General features: G+C 64.7%; 15 protein-coding genes. 11 read left to right on the plus strand and 4 right to left on the minus strand.

Features of this window, described 5'->3' with window-relative positions; genetic code table 11:
* Positions 1-6 precede the first annotated feature (6 nt).
* Positions 7-441, plus strand: coding sequence for a DNA polymerase III subunit chi (locus AC6H0R_RS01045; protein ID WP_497579480.1), 435 nt, complete (start codon positions 7-9; stop codon positions 439-441).
* Positions 441-863: a hypothetical protein gene (locus AC6H0R_RS01050; RefSeq protein ID WP_497579481.1), complete on the plus strand. Its 423-nt coding sequence runs from the start codon at positions 441-443 to the stop codon at positions 861-863. Before AC6H0R_RS01045 ends, AC6H0R_RS01050 begins: the two co-directional genes overlap by 1 nt.
* On the opposite strand, the gene AC6H0R_RS01055 is transcribed toward AC6H0R_RS01050, so the two are convergent.
* Positions 850-1,485, minus strand: a complete 636-nt coding sequence (locus tag AC6H0R_RS01055) for a lipopolysaccharide kinase InaA family protein (RefSeq protein ID WP_497579482.1) — start codon at positions 1,483-1,485, stop codon at positions 850-852. The two genes, AC6H0R_RS01050 and AC6H0R_RS01055, sit on opposite strands and share 14 nt — an antisense overlap.
* 126 nt (positions 1,486-1,611) lie before the next feature.
* Between AC6H0R_RS01055 and AC6H0R_RS01060 the strand changes: the two genes are divergently transcribed.
* On the plus strand, positions 1,612-4,503 hold the full coding sequence (locus AC6H0R_RS01060; RefSeq protein ID WP_497579483.1) for a valine--tRNA ligase: 2,892 nt from the start codon (positions 1,612-1,614) through the stop codon (positions 4,501-4,503).
* Between the two features lie 191 nt (positions 4,504-4,694).
* Positions 4,695-6,338 carry a methyl-accepting chemotaxis protein gene (locus AC6H0R_RS01065; protein ID WP_497579484.1) on the plus strand — a complete coding sequence of 548 codons (1,644 nt, stop codon included), beginning with the start codon at positions 4,695-4,697 and terminating at the stop codon, positions 6,336-6,338.
* A 128-nt stretch (positions 6,339-6,466) separates the two neighbouring features.
* Here AC6H0R_RS01065 and AC6H0R_RS01070 read toward each other — a convergent pair whose 3' ends face one another.
* Positions 6,467-6,697, minus strand: coding sequence for a sulfurtransferase TusA family protein (locus AC6H0R_RS01070; RefSeq protein WP_497579485.1), 231 nt, complete (start codon positions 6,695-6,697; stop codon positions 6,467-6,469).
* Positions 6,698-6,768: 71 nt separating this feature from the next.
* A complete protein-coding gene (locus AC6H0R_RS01075) occupies positions 6,769-8,196 on the minus strand; it encodes a beta-barrel assembly-enhancing protease (protein ID WP_497579486.1) in 1,428 nt (475 codons plus the stop codon).
* 51 nt (positions 8,197-8,247) lie between these two features.
* On the opposite strand from AC6H0R_RS01075, the gene moaC reads away from it, so the two are divergent.
* The 5 genes from moaC (at position 8,248) to AC6H0R_RS01100 (ending at position 14,089) form a co-directional block, all read left to right on the plus strand.
* Entirely contained in the window at positions 8,248-8,727 is a 480-nt protein-coding gene (gene moaC, locus AC6H0R_RS01080; protein WP_497579487.1) for a cyclic pyranopterin monophosphate synthase MoaC, read from the plus strand.
* A 9-nt stretch (positions 8,728-8,736) separates the two neighbouring features.
* Positions 8,737-9,840 carry a magnesium/cobalt transporter CorA gene (gene corA / locus AC6H0R_RS01085; protein WP_497579488.1) on the plus strand — a complete coding sequence of 368 codons (1,104 nt, stop codon included), beginning with the start codon at positions 8,737-8,739 and terminating at the stop codon, positions 9,838-9,840.
* A 252-nt stretch (positions 9,841-10,092) separates the two neighbouring features.
* Positions 10,093-12,099 carry a BCCT family transporter gene (locus tag AC6H0R_RS01090; RefSeq protein ID WP_497579489.1) on the plus strand — a complete coding sequence of 669 codons (2,007 nt, stop codon included), beginning with the start codon at positions 10,093-10,095 and terminating at the stop codon, positions 12,097-12,099.
* Positions 12,100-12,116: 17 nt separating this feature from the next.
* Entirely contained in the window at positions 12,117-13,154 is a 1,038-nt protein-coding gene (locus AC6H0R_RS01095) for a porin (RefSeq protein ID WP_497579490.1), read from the plus strand.
* A 152-nt stretch (positions 13,155-13,306) separates the two neighbouring features.
* A complete protein-coding gene (locus tag AC6H0R_RS01100; RefSeq protein WP_497579491.1) occupies positions 13,307-14,089 on the plus strand; it encodes a hypothetical protein in 783 nt (260 codons plus the stop codon).
* Here the strand turns inward: AC6H0R_RS01100 and AC6H0R_RS01105 are convergent.
* Positions 14,077-16,152: a BCCT family transporter gene (locus tag AC6H0R_RS01105; RefSeq protein WP_497579492.1), complete on the minus strand. Its 2,076-nt coding sequence runs from the start codon at positions 16,150-16,152 to the stop codon at positions 14,077-14,079. The genes AC6H0R_RS01100 and AC6H0R_RS01105 overlap by 13 nt on opposite strands.
* A gap of 181 nt (positions 16,153-16,333) precedes the next feature.
* On the opposite strand from AC6H0R_RS01105, the gene AC6H0R_RS01110 reads away from it, so the two are divergent.
* Together AC6H0R_RS01110 and AC6H0R_RS01115 are read left to right on the plus strand one after the other, a co-directional pair.
* Positions 16,334-17,026, plus strand: coding sequence for a class I SAM-dependent methyltransferase (locus tag AC6H0R_RS01110; RefSeq protein ID WP_497579493.1), 693 nt, complete (start codon positions 16,334-16,336; stop codon positions 17,024-17,026).
* Positions 17,023-19,044 (plus strand): LTA synthase family protein, encoded by a 2,022-nt coding sequence (locus AC6H0R_RS01115; protein ID WP_497579494.1) that lies wholly within the window; start codon positions 17,023-17,025, stop codon positions 19,042-19,044. The genes AC6H0R_RS01110 and AC6H0R_RS01115 overlap by 4 nt, the downstream gene beginning before the upstream one ends.
* Positions 19,045-19,067: the final 23 nt, after the last annotated feature.

A 19,067-nucleotide genomic window follows, 5' to 3' on the forward strand; every position in this document is an offset into this window, starting at 1 on the left:
CGGGCGATGCGGGTCCAGTTCTATCACAACACCGAGGACCCGCTCGCACTGGCCTGCGAGCTGATCACCCGGGCTCACGCAGGTGGCCGCAAGATCGCGCTGCGCCTGCCCGACGGCAGCGCACTGCGTCGTGCAGACCAGTTGCTGTGGGCCGCAGACCCGCTCTCCTTCGTGCCGCATGTCACAAGCGAGCATGCGCTGGCTGCCGAAACACCGGTCGTGCTGGCCGCGGCCGGCACAACGGCGCCCTGGCCTCACGCCGACCTGCTGTTCAACCTGGCGCCGGACATCCCCGCGGAATTCGCCGACTTTCGCCTGCTGGTGGAAATCATCGGCCGGGACGAGGCCGAACGGGCCCCGGCCCGCAGCCGCTGGATGCACTACAAGCAGCAGGGCCACGAACTGCAGGCTTTTGATTCCGAACAGCGCAAGGCGATGTGATGCGCACAGACAACTTCGATGAAGACAGCGACCTGCGCGAAGCCGACGAGCTGTTGCGCAAGGCCGACGCGCTGCTCTCGCGCGGCCGGCCCGGCGGCGGAATGGGCGTTGAGGATGACGATCTGCCGCTGGTCACGGAGGTCATTCCGCTGGTCGGACTGCCGGCCGAACCGGAACCGGAAGCCGAACCAGACACCCAGATCACGGAGCAGCTGATCGACCTGGACACCGCGATCAAGCGCGAGATCGAGAGCTGGTTGATGCGCGAGATGCCGGAAATCGTCGAACGCGAGCTGGAGTTGCTGCACAGTCGCATCCGCGCCGAGGTGATGGCCAACATGCGGGTCACCTTGTTGCCGCGCCTTTCAGACGAAATTGCCTCGCGCCTGCCCGGCGCAGGGCGCACGCTCAAGCGGCGCTGAAGCTGCGCGCGTGAGCTGCCTTCAGAATCGACCACTCTGACGCATCAAAGGTGCGCTGGCGCCGCTGCAATTGCTCCAGATCGTGGTGCGCCGCCATGCTCGCCGACAGCCGCGGGCGCATCTTCTCCAGATCGATCAGGACCACCTCGAAACCTGCAGCCGAGGCCTTCGCCATCACGTGCTTGTTGTAGAGGCTGCTGTGCTGGAGCTTTTCGCGGTGCAGGCGCCCGAGCAGCTCCCCCACTGCCTGGGCAAGCACCAGCTTGCGCTCTGAATCGAGCGTTTCAAGCCCGGCGAGGTCAGCAAAGCCGTCGAGCTCTTCGGTGACCAGCACGGCCTCAACGCCGTCGTCCGTCTTGCGCACGGCATGAAACACCCCCGTCGGCGCCCCGATGCCAAGCGCCTTCAGATGGCTCAGGTACTGCCATTCCCGACTGGCCGTCGGCCAACCGAAGGGATGCGCAAGCGTATAGCAGCGATGATTGAGCTGGCGTTTGACGTAGTAGGTACGGCCGTCCACGAGCACCCGCAACATGCCGCTCCAGCCGCTGCGGCGGCGATTGGGCTCTTCGACCCACTCGCCGGGCACATTCCACCAGTAATCAAAATCCTGTTCAGCCATCACGATCCCTTCGCAACAGGCCGTGATGCTAGCAGTTCCGCGCGCAAAGCAGGCGCCGCACGGCCGGAAAGACCTACCCGTTCCGCTATAATCGGCGTCTTTGCCCGAGCACGCACAAAGCACATCATGGAACTCGCCAAAAGCTTCGAACCCGCCGCCATTGAATCCCGCTGGTATCCGGAGTGGGAGTCGCGCGGCTATTTCGACGCCGGTCTCGACCAATCGAAGTCCGAGGCCTTCTGCATCCTGCTGCCGCCGCCCAACGTCACCGGCACCCTGCACATGGGCCACGGCTTCAACCAGACGCTGATGGACAGCCTCACGCGCTATCACCGCATGCGTGGCGCCAACACCTTGTGGCAGCCCGGCACCGACCACGCCGGCATCGCCACGCAGATCGTCGTGGAGCGGCAACTCGACGCCCAGGGCATCTCGCGCCACGATCTGGGCCGCGAGAAGTTTCTCGAAAAGGTGTGGGAGTGGAAGAAGTTCTCGGGTGACACCATCACGCGCCAGATGCGCCGCATGGGCACCAGCCCCGACTGGACGCGCGAGCGCTTCACGATGGACGAGGGCCTGTCAAAGACCGTCACCGAAACCTTCGTGCGTCTGTACAACGAAGGCCTGATCTATCGCGGCAAGCGCCTGGTGAACTGGGATCCGGTGCTCGGCACCGCCGTGTCCGACCTCGAAGTGGTTTCCGAGGAAGAGGACGGCAAGCTCTACCACATCCTCTACCCGTTCTCCGACGGCCCCGTTGACGGCCTCGCAGGCCTGACGGTGGCCACAACGCGCCCCGAGACCATGCTCGGCGACGTCGCGGTCATGGTGCACCCGGAAGACGAACGCTACGCCCACCTGATCGGCAAGACCGTGCGCCTGCCGATCGCCGGCCGGGACATTCCGATCATCGCCGACGACTACGTCGAACGTGAGTTCGGCACCGGCTGCGTCAAGGTCACTCCAGCCCACGACTTCAACGACTACGCAGTCGGCCAGCGCCACAAGCTGGACATGATCGTGATCCTCACGCTCGGCGCCGCCATCCCCGCGCAGGCCGAGGTGTTCGACACCCAGGGTCAGCGCAAGGGCACGCTTGCCATGCCGGCAAGCATCGCGGGGCTGGACCGCGCTCCGGCGCGCGACAAGGTCGTGACCGAACTGGAAGCGGCCGGCGTGCTGGTCGAGGTCAAGGCCCACAAGCTGATGGTGCCGCGCGGCGACCGCACCAACGTGGTCATCGAGCCGATGCTGACCGACCAATGGTTTGTCGCCATGAGCAAGCCGGCTGCAGACGGCAAGAGCATCACGCAGAAGGCGCTCGACGTGGTGGCCTCCGGCGAGATCAAGTTCTACCCCGAGAACTGGGTGAACACCTACAACCAGTGGCTCAACAACATCCAGGACTGGTGCATCTCGCGCCAGCTGTGGTGGGGCCACCAGATTCCCGCGTGGTACGCGCTGGAGGGCGACACGCGCCGCGTGTGGGTCGCGCACGATCTGGATGAAGCCGCCGCGCTGGCCGCGAAGGACGGCTACCACGGCGAACTGGCGCGCGACGAAGATGTGCTCGACACCTGGTATTCATCGGCCCTGTGGCCGTTCTCCACGCTGGACTGGACGCCGGAATGGCCCGCCAAATCCAACGACGCGCTGGACCTCTACCTGCCCTCCACGGTGCTGGTCACCGGCTTTGACATCATCTTCTTCTGGGTCGCGCGCATGGTCATGATGACCACGCACATCACCGGCAAGATTCCGTTCAAGCACGTCTATGTGCACGGCCTGATCCGCGACGGCGAAGGCCAGAAGATGTCGAAATCCAAGGGCAACGTGCTCGACCCGATCGACCTCATCGACGGCATCTCGGTCGATGAGCTGGTCGCCAAACGCACCACCGGACTGATGAACCCCAAGCAGGCCGCGAGCATCGAGAAGAAGACGCGCAAGGAATTCCCGGAAGGCATTCCTGCCTTCGGCACCGACGCGCTGCGCTTCACCTACGCCAGCCTCGCCAGCCCGGGCCGCGACATCAAGTTCGACCTGTCGCGCTGCGAGGGCTACCGCAACTTCTGCAACAAGCTGTGGAACGCCACTCGCTTCGTGCTGATGAACTGCGAGGGGCAGGACTGCGGCTTCGACCCGCACACCGCCGAGCAGTGCGTGCCGGGCGGGTATCTCGACTTCTCCTTCGTCGACCGCTGGATCGTGTCGCGACTGCAGCGCACCGAGGCCGAAGTCGAAAAGCACTTCGGCGAATACCGCTTCGATCTGGCCGCCAAGGCCATCTACGAATTCGTCTGGGACGAATATTGCGACTGGTACGTGGAGCTTGCCAAGGCGCAGATCCAGCAAGGCGATGCAGCACAGCAACGCGCCACCCGCCGCACCCTGCTGCGCGTGCTCGAAACCGTGCTGCGCCTGGCCCACCCGCTGATTCCGTTCATCACCGAGGAGCTGTGGCAGACCGTCGCCCCGATGGCCGGCCGCAAGAGCACCGACAGCGTCATGCAGGCGCCCTACCCGGTCGCCGACGCGGCGCGCATCGATGAAGAGTGTGAAGCACGCATGGCCGCCCTCAAGGCCATGATCAACGCCTGCCGCAACCTGCGCGGCGAGATGAACGTCTCGCCCGCCCTGCGGCTGCCGCTGCTGGTTGCCGGCAAGGCCGACATGGTCGAGCCCTTCGTGCCCTATCTGTCGGCGCTGGCCCGTCTCGCGGAAGTCGAACTGGTGCCCGACATCCCGGCTGATGCGCTGGCACCGGTCGCCGTGGTCGGCGAACACCGCCTGATGCTCAAGGTCGAGATCGACATTGCCGCCGAACGTGAGCGCCTGGCCAAGGAGATTGCCCGCATCGAAGGCGAGATCACCAAGGCCAACGGCAAGCTCGGCAACGCCAGCTTCGTCGAACGTGCTCCGGCTACCGTCGTTGCACAGGAACGTGAACGTCTGGCCGGCTTCGAGGCAACGCTGGCGCAACTGCGTCCGCAGCTCGAACGACTCGCCGCACGCTGAAAACACGCCAAAAGTACGGCCCGGACGCACCCTAACGGTGCATCCGGGCCGTACTTTTGTGTTTTCAACGCACATTCATACGAAAGTAGATAAAAAGACCTATCTTTTGCTGAAGTTGTGCGGATTTGCTCCGTCAACAGGATGAAGGCCGGGCACCACGGCCGGATGCCCCAAAAACGTGGAGAACTGTCATGTCCCTTTCCGTGCGAACCCGACTCATCGCGCTCGCCGTGGTCGCCTGTATTGGCCTGATCGTGGTTGGCCTGCTCGGCGTCATGCAGCTGCGCAATTTCAACAACACCATGGAAAGCGGGCTGGGTGAAGTCCGCAGCGGCGTCACGGCACTGGTCGCAGTCGGCCGCGCCGATTCGGCCTTCAAGACGCAAGTACAGGAATGGAAGAACATCCTGATCCGCGGCAACGACACTGCCCTGTTCGAACGTTACGTGAAAGGCTTCGAGAAGCAGGAGGGCGTCGTGCGCGACAACCTTCAGCAAGTCGAACCCTATCTGCGCGCCAGCGACCCGGCCTCGGCCACCGTCGCCAAACTGCTAGACGAGCACGCGCTGCTGGGCCAACGCTACCGCAACGCGCTGCGTGATTTCGACGTAGCCGACCCGGAGGCCGGCAAGAAGGTCGACACGGCAGTGCGCGGCATGGACCGCGACTTCAGCAAAGGTCTGGACGATCTGGTCGCCTCCATCCAGCAGGCCGAAGCAGCCCGCATGGAAGCCCAGGTACTCTCTTCGGCGAGCGCCTATCTGTCGTCCCGCAACGGCATTCTGGCAACCTTGCTGGCGGGCGCGCTGATTGTCGGTCTGCTGGCGTGGGTGATCATCCGTCGCATCGATCATGCGCTGAGCAACTTCGCTGGCACCATGGCCGCCGTCTGTCGTGACTGGGATCTGCGCTTGCGCGCCGATACGCGCGGAGGCGATGAAATCGCCGCCATCGCCCAGGGGCTCAACGCCATGCTCGAACAGTTCCAGAGCCTGGTGCGCGAAATCAACAATCACGCCACGCAAGTGCAGCAGACCAGTGCCGAAGTAGCCTCGGCAGTGGCGCACATCAACGAGCATGTCGGCACGCTGAACGACTCCACCGCAACGTCTGCGGCATCGGTCGAAGAGCTGACGGTGAGCATCAACCAGGTCCGGGACAACGCCGATCAGACGCTGCGCATTTCCGAAGAGTCGTCACGCGCCGCCACGGAAGGCGGTGAGGTGGTGCGGCGTACCGCCGACGGCATGCTCGATACGGCCGACTCGGTGCGCGCAGCGGCCGAAGCCGTGCGCCGCTTGGGCCATCAGTCGACCTCCATCGGCAGCATTGTGAAGGTCATCCAGGAAGTGGCCGAGCAGACCAACCTGCTCGCGCTCAACGCCGCCATTGAGGCCGCCCGCGCTGGCGAACAGGGTCGCGGCTTCGCCGTCGTGGCCGACGAGGTGCGCAAGCTCGCCGAGCGCTCCGCCCAGTCCGCGCGCGAGATCACCGACAACATAGGCGCCATGCAGCATTCGGCTGTCGAGGCGGTGGATGACATGGATCGCGTGGTCACCAAGGTCGGCGGTGACTCCGAACTGGCGCGCGCGGCGGGCGAAGCCATCGAACGCATCCAGGGCGGCTCGCGCCAGGTCGTGGGCGTGGCGCAGGAAATCGCTAACGCCTTACGCGAACAGGCCCAGGCGAGCGACACGCTGGCCAGCCAGATCGAAGCCATCGCCCGCTCCAGCGACGAAAACGCGGCCGCCCTGAGCGAAACCTCATCCGCCGTGGTCACGCTGGAGAACATGGCGCGCAGCATGCAGCACACCGTCGCGCGCTTTGCCGTGTGAGTGCAGGGCACGCAAAACGCCCCCACTCTCGTCGGCTTCGCCCCCGATGAGGCCGGTTTTGTCTTGGGACGGCCCGGCAACAAAAAAGGCCATCCCGAAGGATGGCCTTTTTCATGCTGCGTCAGGTTTTACTTGCGCCGCAGATAGAACTCGAACACACGCTCGGCAGTTTCGTTCTGCCCCAGCAGGTCGTTGCCGGTCTGGCGCGCAAACGCCTGGAAATCCTTGACCGAACCCGGATCCGTGGCGAGCACCTTGACCGTCTGACCGCTGGCCACTTCGGCAAGCGCCTTCTTCGCGCGCAGGATCGGCAACGGGCAGTTCAAGCCGCGTGCATCGACCTCCTTGTCAAACTCCATTCGCTAGTACTCCTGTGTGCGGGACGGCGCAGTATAAACGCAGGCCCGTGCTACGAAAACCCGCTGCAAACTCAGCGCCGCTCTGCCTCACGGGCATCGTACTCCTGCTTGATTTCGCGCATGCGCGCGTCGATGGCCGACAGCTCGAAGAAATCCTTGCTGCCGCCACGCCGTGCCAGCTCAAGCTGTTCGATCGCGGCGGGCAACGCGCCACGCAGCACATAGACTTCGGCCAGCGCACGATGATAGGCCGTCAACCGGCCCTGGCGCTCCTCGGCGCGTGCCAGGCGCTCCCACAGCCGAGGATCGCTGCGGTCACGCAGTATCGCCGCCTCGGCCAACTCGGCCGCGCGCTTCGGCTTTCCGGCCGCATACTCGACGTCGATCCGGGCATAGCGCAACGCCCGGCTGTCGGGATGCTCGCGCTGCGCGCGTTCGACGACTTGCTGCGCGCCCTTGGCATCCCGCGCGGCAAGCAACAACTCCACTTCGAGCAATGCGCCGAAGGCCGATGTGCGAGCTTCCTCGCCCAGCGTAGCGAGCGTGGCACGTGCGTCATCAAGGCGGTTGGCACGCATCTCCGCACGCGCCAAACCATAACGGGACACATCGTCCTGGCGCTCGGCAACGCGCACCTCGAACTCGCGCACGGCTTCCACCGGCGACTGACCGATCACACGCAACTTTGCGCGCACAAAGGCGAAGTCGGACGAATCGAGCACCTGCCGGTAGCGCATCTGCGCAACGCGGTTCTGCATGTCGGAAAAGCGATCCTGCGTCATCGGGTGGGTGCGCAGATAACCCGGTAGATCGCTCTCGTAGATGCGGGTTTCGCGTTGCAGGCGGGCAAAGAAACCGGGCATGCCGCGCGGATCAAATCCGGCGCGCTCAAGCAGTTGCAGGCCGATGCGATCCGCCTCACGCTCGAAGGCACGGGAGTAGCCCAGCTGCTGCTGGATGGCGCCGGCCTGCCCGGCCACGATGGCCGCCTCCGCCAGCTGGGGATTGCTGTTGGCCGCCAGTGCGCCGATCAACAGCGAGCCCAGCAGCATGGCCATGGACTGGCCCTGCTTGCCGAACAACTGGGCGATGTGGCGCTGCGTGACGTGGGCGATCTCGTGGCCCATCACCGACGCGAATTCCGATTCGGACTCGGCCGTCAGCAGCAGCCCGCTGTGAATGCCGATATAGCCGCCCGGTAGCGCGAAGGCGTTGATCTGCGGATTGTTGATGACGAAGAACTCGAACTCGCGGTCCGGTTGCGGCCCCACCGCCACCATGCGCCGACCGATGCCGCTGACGTAGTCCTCGACCTCGACATCGTCGAGATAGGCCGGGTCCTGCCAACGGATGTCGCGCATGATGGATTCACCGATGCGCTGCTCTTCGAGCGAGGACAGATCGGAGGTGGCCACATCCCCCAGATCGGGCAGATTGAAGGCGTGCAACGGCGTTGCAGCCAGCGTCGTGGCCAGTGCCAGGGCGGAAAGTCGTTTCATCACGGATGCTATGATAGCGCCCCCTACTGATCGTTCCGGCAACTCACGCGCATGAGCCAGCAACTTACCCATTTCGATGCCGACGGCCAGGCTCACATGGTCGATGTCGGCGCCAAGGACGAAACGCGCCGCGTGGCCGTCGCCAGTGGCGCCATCTCGATGCTGCCCGCAACCTTTGCAATGGTGCGCGACGGTACTGCCAAAAAAGGCGACGTGCTCGGCATTGCGCGCATTGCCGCAATCCAGGGCTCCAAGCGCACCAGCGAACTGATTCCGCTATGCCACCCGATCCCGCTGACCCGGGTCGCCGTAGACTTCGATCTTGATGCCGCCGGCAATCGCATCGTCGTCAGCGTCACCGCCGAAACCGTCGGCCGCACTGGCGTCGAGATGGAGGCTCTCACGGCCGCCAGCGTCGCCCTGCTCACCATCTACGACATGTGCAAGGCCGTCGATCGTGGCATGACCATGAGCGACATCCGCCTGCTCGAAAAGCTCGGCGGCAAGTCCGGCCACTGGACGGCAAGCTGAGGCAAGAACGTGCCCACGACAGCAACCAACGGCAACAAGCGGAAACGCAAGTCGCGCACCCTGCCGGCGGCCAAGGTCGGATTGCCGCCGGGCACTCTGGTTCACGTCGGCGAGATCAAGACCGAACAACCCCTGATTTCGACACTGGCCTTCGACGAGCATGGCATCGAAGAGCAAAGCTTCGACGGCATCGCCGCAGTCGGTGACTATCGCCCCGGTCATCAGCGGCTGTGGCTGAACGTGCATGGCCTTCAGGATCCTGCGATCCTGGTCGCCATCGGGCAGCGCTACGGTCTTCACCCGCTGGTACTCGAGGACATCCTCAACACCCACCAGCGGCCCAAGATCGACAACTACGGCGACTATCTGTTCTTCGTCACGCGGGTCTTCGAGTACGACCCGGACAACCGCACGCTGGTCTCGGACCAGATCAGCATCGTCCTCGGCAAGGACTTCGTGCTCAGCTTCCAGGAACGCCGCTCCGGCGTGTTCGAGCCGATCCGCGAGCGGCTGCGCTCTGATCGCGCCCCACTGCGTCGCAACGGGGTCGACTACCTTGTTCATGCGCTGCTCGATGCCGTCGTCGACCGCTACTTCGTCGTGCTCGATCAGCTCGGCAACACCGCGGAAGATCTCGAAGACGCAGCCATCGGAAATCCCACTCCCGACCTGCTCAAGACCATCAACCTGGTCAAGCACGACTGTCAGCTCATCCGCCGGGCCATCTGGCCGCTGCGCGATGTCCTCAACGGCCTGATCCGTGACGACCACGCTTTCTTCACTGCGGACAGCAAGCTCTACCTGCGGGATATCGCGGACCACACCATCCACGTCATCGAGACACTCGATACGGTGCGGGATCTGCTCAGCGACCTGATGGACATCTACCTCTCGGCAGTAAGCAACCGCCTCAACCTGCAGGTCCGGATCCTCACCGTACTGACGACGATTTTTCTTCCCGCGACGCTGATCGCCGGAATTTTCGGCATGAACTTCGAGTACATGCCGATCATTGACCGCAGCGGCGGGTTCTACATTGCACTCGGTCTGATGGCCGTGATCGCGATCACCATGGCCATCCTCTTCTGGCGGCGAAACTGGCTGAAAGCCTGAGTTGTCTCGGCTGCACCGACACCTCCCCAAGCAGCATGCGCCCCCTTGACCGCCATCTACGACAGGCGTGCTCATCGAGTGCGCCACGAGCATGATCATGAGCGGCATCCGTCTGCTCGAAAAGCTCGGCGGCAAGTCCGGCCACTGGACGGCAAGCGGCTCTGCTGCGTAGTTTGCGGGCGTGACATCCCTCCCCATGGCGTCTAGGCTGTCCAGGCTTGCTGGACCAATGACGACAGAGGGGGAGGCTGCATGGACCCGAAAGACGACAACGGAAACAGCGGCGCGGCCCCACGGCCCCGCATCCTGATCAATCCGCCGGTTTTCATCCTTTCCGGCCTCCTCACCCTGCTCTTCGTCGGCTTTGCCGCCGCGATGCCCGACACCGCAAACGCGCTGTTCGGCGCCATCCGCGACTGGACCATGCATTCGGCCGGCTGGTTCTATGTGCTGGCGGTAGCCGGCTTTCTGGTCTTCATCGTCGCGCTGGCGGCGTCCTCGTTCGGCACCATCAAGCTCGGTCGCGATCACACCTCGCCGGACTACAGCTACACCTCGTGGTTCGCGATGCTGTTCTCGGCCGGCATGGGCATCGGGTTGATGTTCTTCGGTGTCGCCGAGCCGATCATGCATTACGTCAGCCCCCCGGTCGGCGACCCGGAAACCGCCGCAGCCGCGCGCCAGGCGCTGCGCATCACCTTCTTTCACTGGGGCGTGCACGCCTGGGCGATCTACGCCGTGGTGGCGCTGTCGCTGGCCTATTTCGCGTTCCGCCATGATCTGCCGCTGACCATCCGCTCGGCGCTCTACCCGCTGATCGGCGAGCGCATCTACGGCCCCATCGGCCACGCGGTCGACATCTTCGCCGTGCTCGGCACCATTTTCGGCGTGGCCACCTCGCTCGGCTTCGGGGTCATGCAGGTCAACGCCGGCCTCGACTACCTGTTCGACGTGCCGGTGAACACGACGGTCCAGATCGTGCTGATCGCCGTCATCACGGCCATCGCCACCCTGTCGGTCGCGCTGGGCCTGGACGGCGGCATCCGTCGCGTCTCCGAGCTGAACATGGTGCTCGCCGCCGTGCTGGTGATCTTCGTGCTGGTGGCCGGACCAACCGTGTTCCTGCTGCAGACCTTCGTGCAGAACACCGGCATGTATCTGTCCAACCTGTTCTCCATGACCTTCAACCTCTACGCCTACGAGCCCACCGGCTGGATCGGCGGCTGGACGCTGTTCTACTGGGCGTGGTGGATTGCCTGGTCGCCCTTCGTCGGCATGTTCATCGCGCGCGTTTCGCGCGGGCGCACGATCCGCGAATTCGTCGTCGGCGTGCTGTTCGTGCCGGTCGGCTTTACGTTCATGTGGATGACGGTGTTCGGCGACACGGCCATCCACATGGTCATGATCCAGGGCATCCAGTCGCTCGCCGCAGCGGTTGCAGCCGACACCTCGGTGGCGCTGTTCCAGTTCTTCGAGCACCTGCCGTTCTCGTCGGTCATGTCGCTGGTGGCCACGCTGCTGGTCATCACCTTTTTCGTGACCTCATCGGACTCAGGCTCGCTGGTGGTCGACATGCTGACCAACGGCGGCCACGACGATTCGCCGGTGTGGCAGCGCGTGTTCTGGGCCGTCGTCGAGGGCATCGTCGCCGCCGCGCTGCTGGTGGCAGGCGGCCTGGGCGCGCTGCAGACCGCCACCATCGCCGCTGCCCTGCCCTTCGCCATCATCATGGTGTTGATGTGCGTGGGCCTGTTGCGTGCGCTGCGCATCGACCACGTCAAGCGGCTGAGTCTGCGCGACGCACGCGTGCGCGCAATCGGTGGCGAGGCAGCACACGACTGGCGGCGGCGGTTGCGCACGCTGGTGCACCAGCCGCGCCGCAACGAGGTGCGCCGCTTCATGCTCGAGGTCGTGCGCCCGGCTCTGGCCGAGGTCGCCGGGGAATTGCGTGAGCACGGCATCGACGCCCGTCTGGCCGAGGAGGAATCCCCCATCACGCGTACCTGGGTCGAAGTGCGCCACGGTGACGAGATCGACTTCTTCTACTCGGTACACGTGACGGCCTACGAACCACCCAGCTTCGTGATGCGCGACACCCGCCGCGAGCGGCAGGACCGCCTGCGCTACTTCCGCGCCGAGGTGCATCTGCGCGAAGGCGGTCAGGACTACGACATCATGGGCTGGAGCCACGAGGACATCATCGGCGACGTGCTCGACCAGTACGAACGCCACATGCACTTCCTCGACGCCGTGCGCTGAACCGGGGAGAAGACGTCATGACCAAGCTCACCCATCCCGCACTCGCCGCCGCCTGCCTCACGGCCCTGCCTGCTCTGGCCGAAGAGCCCGGCTGGTCCTGGGACTTCTACGCATCGCTGCGCACCCACGCCGAATACGTTGAACCGGACAACCGCGACGTGATCGATCGCTACACCGGGCTGCGCGACGCCTACTCGCGCTTCGGTGCCAACCTGGCCTATCGCTTCGACGACGGCCCACGGCTGTTCGCGCAGCTCGAAGTGCCGTTTGACTCGGCCAACTTCCGCCTGCGCGATCCCTACGACCAGGGCGGCTTCGGCCGCGACGAGGCCGAGCCGCTGCGCATCGCGCGCATCGGCGTCGAGGGGGGCTTGGGCACGCTGTCGCTGGGTCAGCAGTGGATGCCCTACTACAACGCCATCGCGGCACCCGTCGACTGGTTCAGCAGCTATTACAGCGGCTTTGCCACGTACACCACGCCACGGGTACGCAATACCGTGGCGTGGAGCAGCCCGCGCGTGGCGGGCTTTGGCGTGGCCGCATCGTGGTCGTCTGCGCACGGCAACAAGAAATCCACCGCGCGCATCGAAGATCGCCGCATCCAGGCCACCGCGAGCTGGACCGGCGGACCGTGGGTGCTGGCACTCGGCATGGATGACCGCGGCAACCCGGACGGCTACCGCGACCGCCTCTACGGTGCCACCGCGACGTGGACGCAGGGCGCGTGGTATGCCGCCTTCAAGTACGAACGCACCGACACCAACGTACCCGGCGCGTTCTACGGCGACGACCAGCAGGCCTTCAACCTGCTCGGGGCCTACACCGCCGGGCGCAACGCCTGGAAGCTGATGCTCGCGCGCGTCGAGGGCTATGGCGAGCACACCGTGCATGCCGGCGTGGATCATCGCTACAGCGAGAAACTGACGCTGTTCGCCGAGTTCTATCGCGAAGGGGCCACCTCGGGCATCACCGCACGGCGCCACGGGCTGGACCGCTTTGACGCCGCCACCAGCGGCGGCCGGGCGTTTGCGCTGGGGGTTCGTTACGATTTCTGAGACGGCCCCGAAAAGGCACAACGTATCCAGGTGTAACGACAGGCAACGAAAGCCGCGGAACCCGCCCGGCGGTTCTACACTCCATGTGTTTTCACATGAATTCAATCGTCGAGCCGCACATGCGCAGCCGAATCATGAGAATGCACAACGCTTTGACCAGGAACCCTCGCGCTTGCGGGCTTTCACTGCTGGCCGCCTGTAGCGTTGCGCTCTTTGCCCCGACAACGCAGGCCGGCACGGGCTTGAGCGTGGGCGAGGCCTCGCAATGGCGCAGCGGTGTTACCGCCTTCACCGAAATCGGGCCGTCGCCCCGGCAATGGAATGCCACCCCGCTCGACTATGGCCCTGGCCTGCGGCGCGCCGATGAAATACGCGTCACGCGCATCGGACTGCGTGGCGGCTTCGGCACCCTCTCCGTCGAACAGCAATGGCTGCCGCGCATCAACGATCCGGCGACCGCCGCATTTCACCCGCCCACGCACGATCTCCAGTACACCGGCGGCGTCACGGAACGCTCTTTGTCGTGGAGCAGCCCGCGCCGCGATGGCTGGAGCATCGGCGCAACCTACACGCATACCCCCCGGCAATGGCTTCATCGCTCCCCGGACGAGAACCGCATGCTTGGCGGCGTGAGCTACAGCCGAGGGGGATTGACCCTGTCCGGCGCCAGCGACGGCTCACGCGACTGGAATCTGCTCGGTAGCTACACCGAAGGCCGCAACACCTGGCGCCTGATGCTGACCCGCTTCGACGGCGAAGACGACACGGCGGTGCAGTTTGGCCTCGACCACCGCTACAGCCGCGCCCTGACCTTCTTCGCAGCATTCCAGCACGACGACGAAGACTACCCTTCACTGCGCCGGCGTCAGTCCGGCCTGGATGCCGGCCTGCGCAGCGGACGCGGCATCATGACCGGCTTGCGCTACGACTTCTGAGCATCCGCCGGGGCTACCACTCCATCGGTGTCGATCATGTCGTCGTGCTCGTTCATCTTCCACGGCAGAACGCCCGGTGAAATGTGCAGGAAGTGCAGGTAGTTGCCGAACTGGCTCAGGATGTCGTCGATGATCTCCTGCATGGAACTGCCATACATGTCGTAGGCCAGCCCACCGTTGCGCAGGAACACTTCGGCGCGGTAGTACAGCTCGTCACCGTCCTCGTCGCGCGCCATCTGCGGGTAGGCGAAGCTCGGGCGGGAATAGCCGCGCAAGCGGATTTCGTAGATGAAATCGATATCGGCCTCGCGCACGATCTCGATGTAGCTGCGCTGGTTGGCAACATCGAAGCACACCTCGGCCGGCCACCCCTTCTCGCGCAGGGCCGCCCCCACCGTTTGCATCGCATCGAACGCACGGGTGTTGATGAAGCGCTCGACCTCGACGCGCGACGGGAAATCGATCATTTCCGCCAGCCGCTTCTTCCAGCCTCCCGGCTCGGCGTGGCGGATGCCCTGCATGTGCGACTGCAAGCTGAATTCGCGATGGCTCTCGATGGACAGCGCACGCCACATTCCGAGCGCTGCGATGAGCAGGATCACGGCGAAGGGCAAGGCACTGGCAATGCTCATGGTCTGCAGCGCGGACAAACCACCGGCCACCAGCAGCGCCGAGGCCACGACCCCCTGCAGCGTGGCCCAGAACACGCGCTGCCACACCGGCGTTCTCGTCGCACCACCGGAAGCCAGCGAATCGATCACCAACGAGCCGGAGTCTGCAGAGGTGACGAAGAAAGTCACGATCAGCAGTACCGTCACGAACGACACGAGCGCCGACCATGGCAGCAGCTCGAACAACTTGAACAGCGCGATGGCGGTATCCGACTGCACGTCGTCGATCAGGCTGGTGTAGCCCTCGACCATGATCATGTGCAGCGCGGTGTCACCGAAGATCGAGAACCACAGGAAGGTGAACAGCGTTGGCACCAGCATCACGCCCACGACGAACTCGCGGATCGTGCGGCCACGGCTGATCTTGGCGATGAACAGGCCCACGAAGGGCGCCCAGGCGATGGTCCAGCCGAAGATGAACAGCGTCCAGTTGCCGATCCAGTCGCTGCGCGAATAGGCCTGCAGGTTGAAGGTGCGTTCGACGATGTTGGACAGGTAGCTGCCGGTGTTCTGCAGAAAGGTCTCGAGGATGAAGATGCTGGGGCCAACCAGGAACACGAACAGCATGAGCAACCCGGCCAGCCCCATGTTGAGGATCGACAGCCGCTTGACGCCCTTGTCCAGCCCGGCCGCCACCGAAAGCACGGTTAGGCCGGTAATGACTGCGATGGTGATGACCTGCACCGTCGTGCCGACCGGCACGCCCGGCCACAGGTAGTTCATGCCGGCGTTGATCTGCGCCACCGAGAGGCCCAGCGTGGTGGCAATGCCGAACAGCGTGCCGAGGATCGCGAAGACATCCACCGTATGGCCGACCGGACCATGGATGCGCTCGCCGATCAACGGATACAGCGCCGAGCGCATCGACAACGGCAGACCATGGCGGAAGGCGAAGTAGGCCAGCACCAGGCCGGTCAGGCCATAGATGGCCCAGATGTGGAAACCCCAGTGGAAGAAGGCAATCTGCATGGCCTGCTTGGCCGCATCCACGGTCTGCGCGGCGCCGACTGGCGGCGAGGCGTAATGCAATACCGGCTCGGCCACCCCGAAGAACAGCAAGGCAATGCCATAGCCGGCCGAGAACAGCATCGCGAACCAAGCCGGAAAACTGTACTGCGGCTCACCGTGGTCAGGGCCAAGGCGGGTGTTGCCCCATTTCGACATGGCCACACCAACGATAAAGATCAGAAACAGTGCAACCGCAAGCATGTAGAACCAGCCGAAGGTGCGCGTGATCCACGCCAGCGTCGCGCTGAAGGCTTCACCGGCCAGTTCCGGATTGCTCATGGTGCCGATGACCAGCAGTGCCGCAACCACCACCGCGGGCACGAAAACCGGCGCCAGCAAGGTCGATTTTTCCAGCGCCGTCCGGCCCGATTCCTGAGTGTCCATGCTCCTCTCCGGGGGCCTCCCCCCATGGCAACCCGACCCATGGTAAGCGCTCAAGGCCGCTCGTCCAAACCCGGACGCGGCGCCCGGCGCGCCATCTTGATGATTTCTTGACCTTGCCTCGACGGCCACTTGATGCGCCCCTGACTAGGCTGAGCGCATTCAAATGGCAGTGAGATCCGGGATGTCGAACAGCACTTCGAGCGTGAGCCTGCCGTTCTCGGGCAAGTACGACCGCGAACATTCGCTCAACTACTTCCGCAAGCACCAGGACGGTTTCTTCCGGCGTCTGTCGAACTGGCGGGACATGCAGATTGCGCGCCGTGCACTGGCACTGGCTGGCCAGCCCGAACTGGTACTCGACCTGCCCTGCGGCGCCGGCCGCTTCTGGCCGCTACTGGCCGAACACCCCGCGCGGGTCATCATCGGCGCCGACAACTCGACCGATATGCTGCAGGTCGCACGCACCGTACAGTCGCCCGAAGTGGTCGAACGCGTACAAACCATGCAGACATCGGCCTTCGCCATCGACCTGCCCGACGCCTCGGTGGACAGCGTGTTCTGCATGCGGCTGATGCACCACATCGGAGAAACAGAACACCGCCAGCTCATGCTGCGCGAGATGCACCGCGTCAGCCGTGACACCCTGATCCTGTCACTGTGGGTGGACGGCAACCTCAAGGCCTGGCGCCGCCGCAAGCTCGAGGAGCGGCGCGCCCGGCGCGGAGAAGCGGCCTACCAGAACCGCTTCGTGATTCCGGCCGATGTCGTCGAGGCCGAGTTCCGGCAATGCGGCTGGGACCTCGCCGCAAAGCTCGATTTCCTGCCGCGCTACGCCATGTGGCGCACCTATGTGCTGCGCAAGAGGGCAGCATGAACCACAGCATCGCCACCACCGCGCCATTCACCCGCCCCGCAGCCGCCAGCCCCTGGCGGCTGTTTGCATGGGCAGGCCCATACGCACCGCTGCTGGCGCTGTACGCGATGGGACTGGTGCTGCTGTCGCTCTCGCGCATTGCGCTGATGCTGTGGCAGTCCGAGCGCGTGGCCGACGCCGGCATCTGGATGACCATGCTGGTGCAGGGCGTGCGCGTGGACATCATCCAGCTCAGTCTGCTGGCCTTCATCCCGGTGCTGCTGCTACCGCTGTTCTCGCTGCGCCGCACCTGGCCGGCGTGGCAGGGCTTCACCCGCATTTGGGTCATCGCCAGCATCGCTGCGCTGGCCTTTCTCGAAATGGCCAGTCCGCCCTTCCTCAACGAATACGGCGTTCGCCCCAACCGTTTCTTCATCGAATACCTCAAGTACCCGCGCGAGGTGTTCGCCATGCTGTGGGGGGGCTACAAGCTGGAACTGGTGGCCGGCGTGCTCGCAACAGCGCTGTGTGGCTGGCTGGCGGCGCGTTTCATCGCGCCGTGGCGCACGCAGCCATCGCGCTGGCCGTGGTGGGCGGTGCTGCTGAGCTGGCCGCTGATGGTGCTGGTCGTGGCCTTCGGCGTACGCTCCACGCTCGACCACCGTCCCGCTAACCCGGCCCTGTTCGCGCTGACACCCGACACTCTGGTTAACAGCCTGATCCTCAACTCGGCCTGGTCGGTAACCTACGAGGCCTACCGCATGAAGGACGAGGCGATCTCCAGCGAGATCTACGGCAAGCTGCCGGAAGCCGACATTCTCGCCGAAGTCCGCACCGCCACCGACAGCTTCGGCGGCCCGCCGCGCCAGTGGCTGTCCGACGACATCCCGACGCTCAACCGCCTGACGCCCACGCGCCAGCGCGAGAAGCCGCTGAACCTCGTCATCGTGCTGCAGGAGAGCCTGGGCGCGACCTTTGTCGAATCGCTCGGCGGCGTGCCGGTGACACCCGAGCTGGAGAAGCTCAAGCACGAAGGCTGGTGGTTCGAGCAGCTGTACGCCACCGGCACGCGCTCGATCCGCGGTATCGAGGGCGTCACCACGGGTTTTCTGCCCACGCCGGCTCAGGCCGTGGTCAAGCTCTCGCTGGCCCAGCAGGGCTTCTACACGCTGGCCGAGACGCTGCGCCGCGAGGGTTTCCACACCGAGTTCATCTACGGTGGCGAATCGCACTTCGACAACATGCGCAGCTTCTTCAAGGGCAACGGCTTCGTCTCGATGGTCGACCAGAATGATTACGTGAACCCGGTGTTCATGGGCAGCTGGGGCGCTTCGGACGAGGACCTCTTCAACAAGGCGCATGAGCGTTTCAGCAAGCACCACAGCCAAGGCAAGCCCTTCTTCGGCTTGGTGTTCACCTCGTCCAACCACTCGCCCTTCGAGTTTCCGGACGGGCGCATCGAGCTGTTCGATGCCGACAAGGCCACCGACAACAACGCCGTCAAGTACGCCGACTGGGCCATGGGCCGCTTCTTCGAGCAGGCCAAGGCCAGCCCCTACTGGCAGGACACGCTGTTCCTGGTGGTGGCCGATCACGACATCCGCGTGCGCGGCAATACGCTGATCCCGGTCGAGCGTTTCCATATTCCGGGGCTGATCCTCGGCGCCGACATCGAGCCACGCCGCATCCGTACCGTCGCCAGCCAGATCGATCTGGGCCCGACCGTGCTGTCGCTGATGGGCGTGGCCACGGAAACGCCGATGATCGGCCGCGACCTCTCCGCCGAGCCGGCCGGCCATCCGGGCCGAGCCATGATGCAATACGAGCAGAACTACGGCTTCATGGAAGGCCATGAACTGACCGTTCTGCGCGCCGAGCAAGCACCGGTGGTCGCACGCTATGATCCGGTGGCCAAGCAGCTCGGCACGGATCACCCGCTCACGCAGGATGACCCTCGCGCGCGCCGCGCGCTGGCGCACGCACTGCTGCCGTCTTGGCTATACCGCGAGCAAGCCTATCGACTGCCGGACGAGAACTGACGACCATGGCGGCGGTCCATCGG

It is taken from the genome of Pseudazoarcus sp. NS36 (genome assembly GCF_059703705.1).

Coding starts and splice junctions, on each gene's coding strand:
- AC6H0R_RS01045 (WP_497579480.1), top strand. CDS start 7: ATGCGGGTCCAGTTCTATCACAACACCGAGGACCCGCTCGCACTGGCC.
- AC6H0R_RS01050 (WP_497579481.1), top strand. CDS start 441: ATGCGCACAGACAACTTCGATGAAGACAGCGACCTGCGCGAAGCCGAC.
- AC6H0R_RS01055 (WP_497579482.1), bottom strand. CDS start 1,485: ATGGCTGAACAGGATTTTGATTACTGGTGGAATGTGCCCGGCGAGTGG.
- AC6H0R_RS01060 (WP_497579483.1), top strand. CDS start 1,612: ATGGAACTCGCCAAAAGCTTCGAACCCGCCGCCATTGAATCCCGCTGG.
- AC6H0R_RS01065 (WP_497579484.1), top strand. CDS start 4,695: ATGTCCCTTTCCGTGCGAACCCGACTCATCGCGCTCGCCGTGGTCGCC.
- AC6H0R_RS01070 (WP_497579485.1), bottom strand. CDS start 6,697: ATGGAGTTTGACAAGGAGGTCGATGCACGCGGCTTGAACTGCCCGTTG.
- AC6H0R_RS01075 (WP_497579486.1), bottom strand. CDS start 8,196: ATGAAACGACTTTCCGCCCTGGCACTGGCCACGACGCTGGCTGCAACG.
- moaC (WP_497579487.1), top strand. CDS start 8,248: ATGAGCCAGCAACTTACCCATTTCGATGCCGACGGCCAGGCTCACATG.
- AC6H0R_RS01090 (WP_497579489.1), top strand. CDS start 10,093: ATGGACCCGAAAGACGACAACGGAAACAGCGGCGCGGCCCCACGGCCC.
- AC6H0R_RS01095 (WP_497579490.1), top strand. CDS start 12,117: ATGACCAAGCTCACCCATCCCGCACTCGCCGCCGCCTGCCTCACGGCC.
- AC6H0R_RS01105 (WP_497579492.1), bottom strand. CDS start 16,152: ATGGACACTCAGGAATCGGGCCGGACGGCGCTGGAAAAATCGACCTTG.
- AC6H0R_RS01110 (WP_497579493.1), top strand. CDS start 16,334: ATGTCGAACAGCACTTCGAGCGTGAGCCTGCCGTTCTCGGGCAAGTAC.
- AC6H0R_RS01115 (WP_497579494.1), top strand. CDS start 17,023: ATGAACCACAGCATCGCCACCACCGCGCCATTCACCCGCCCCGCAGCC.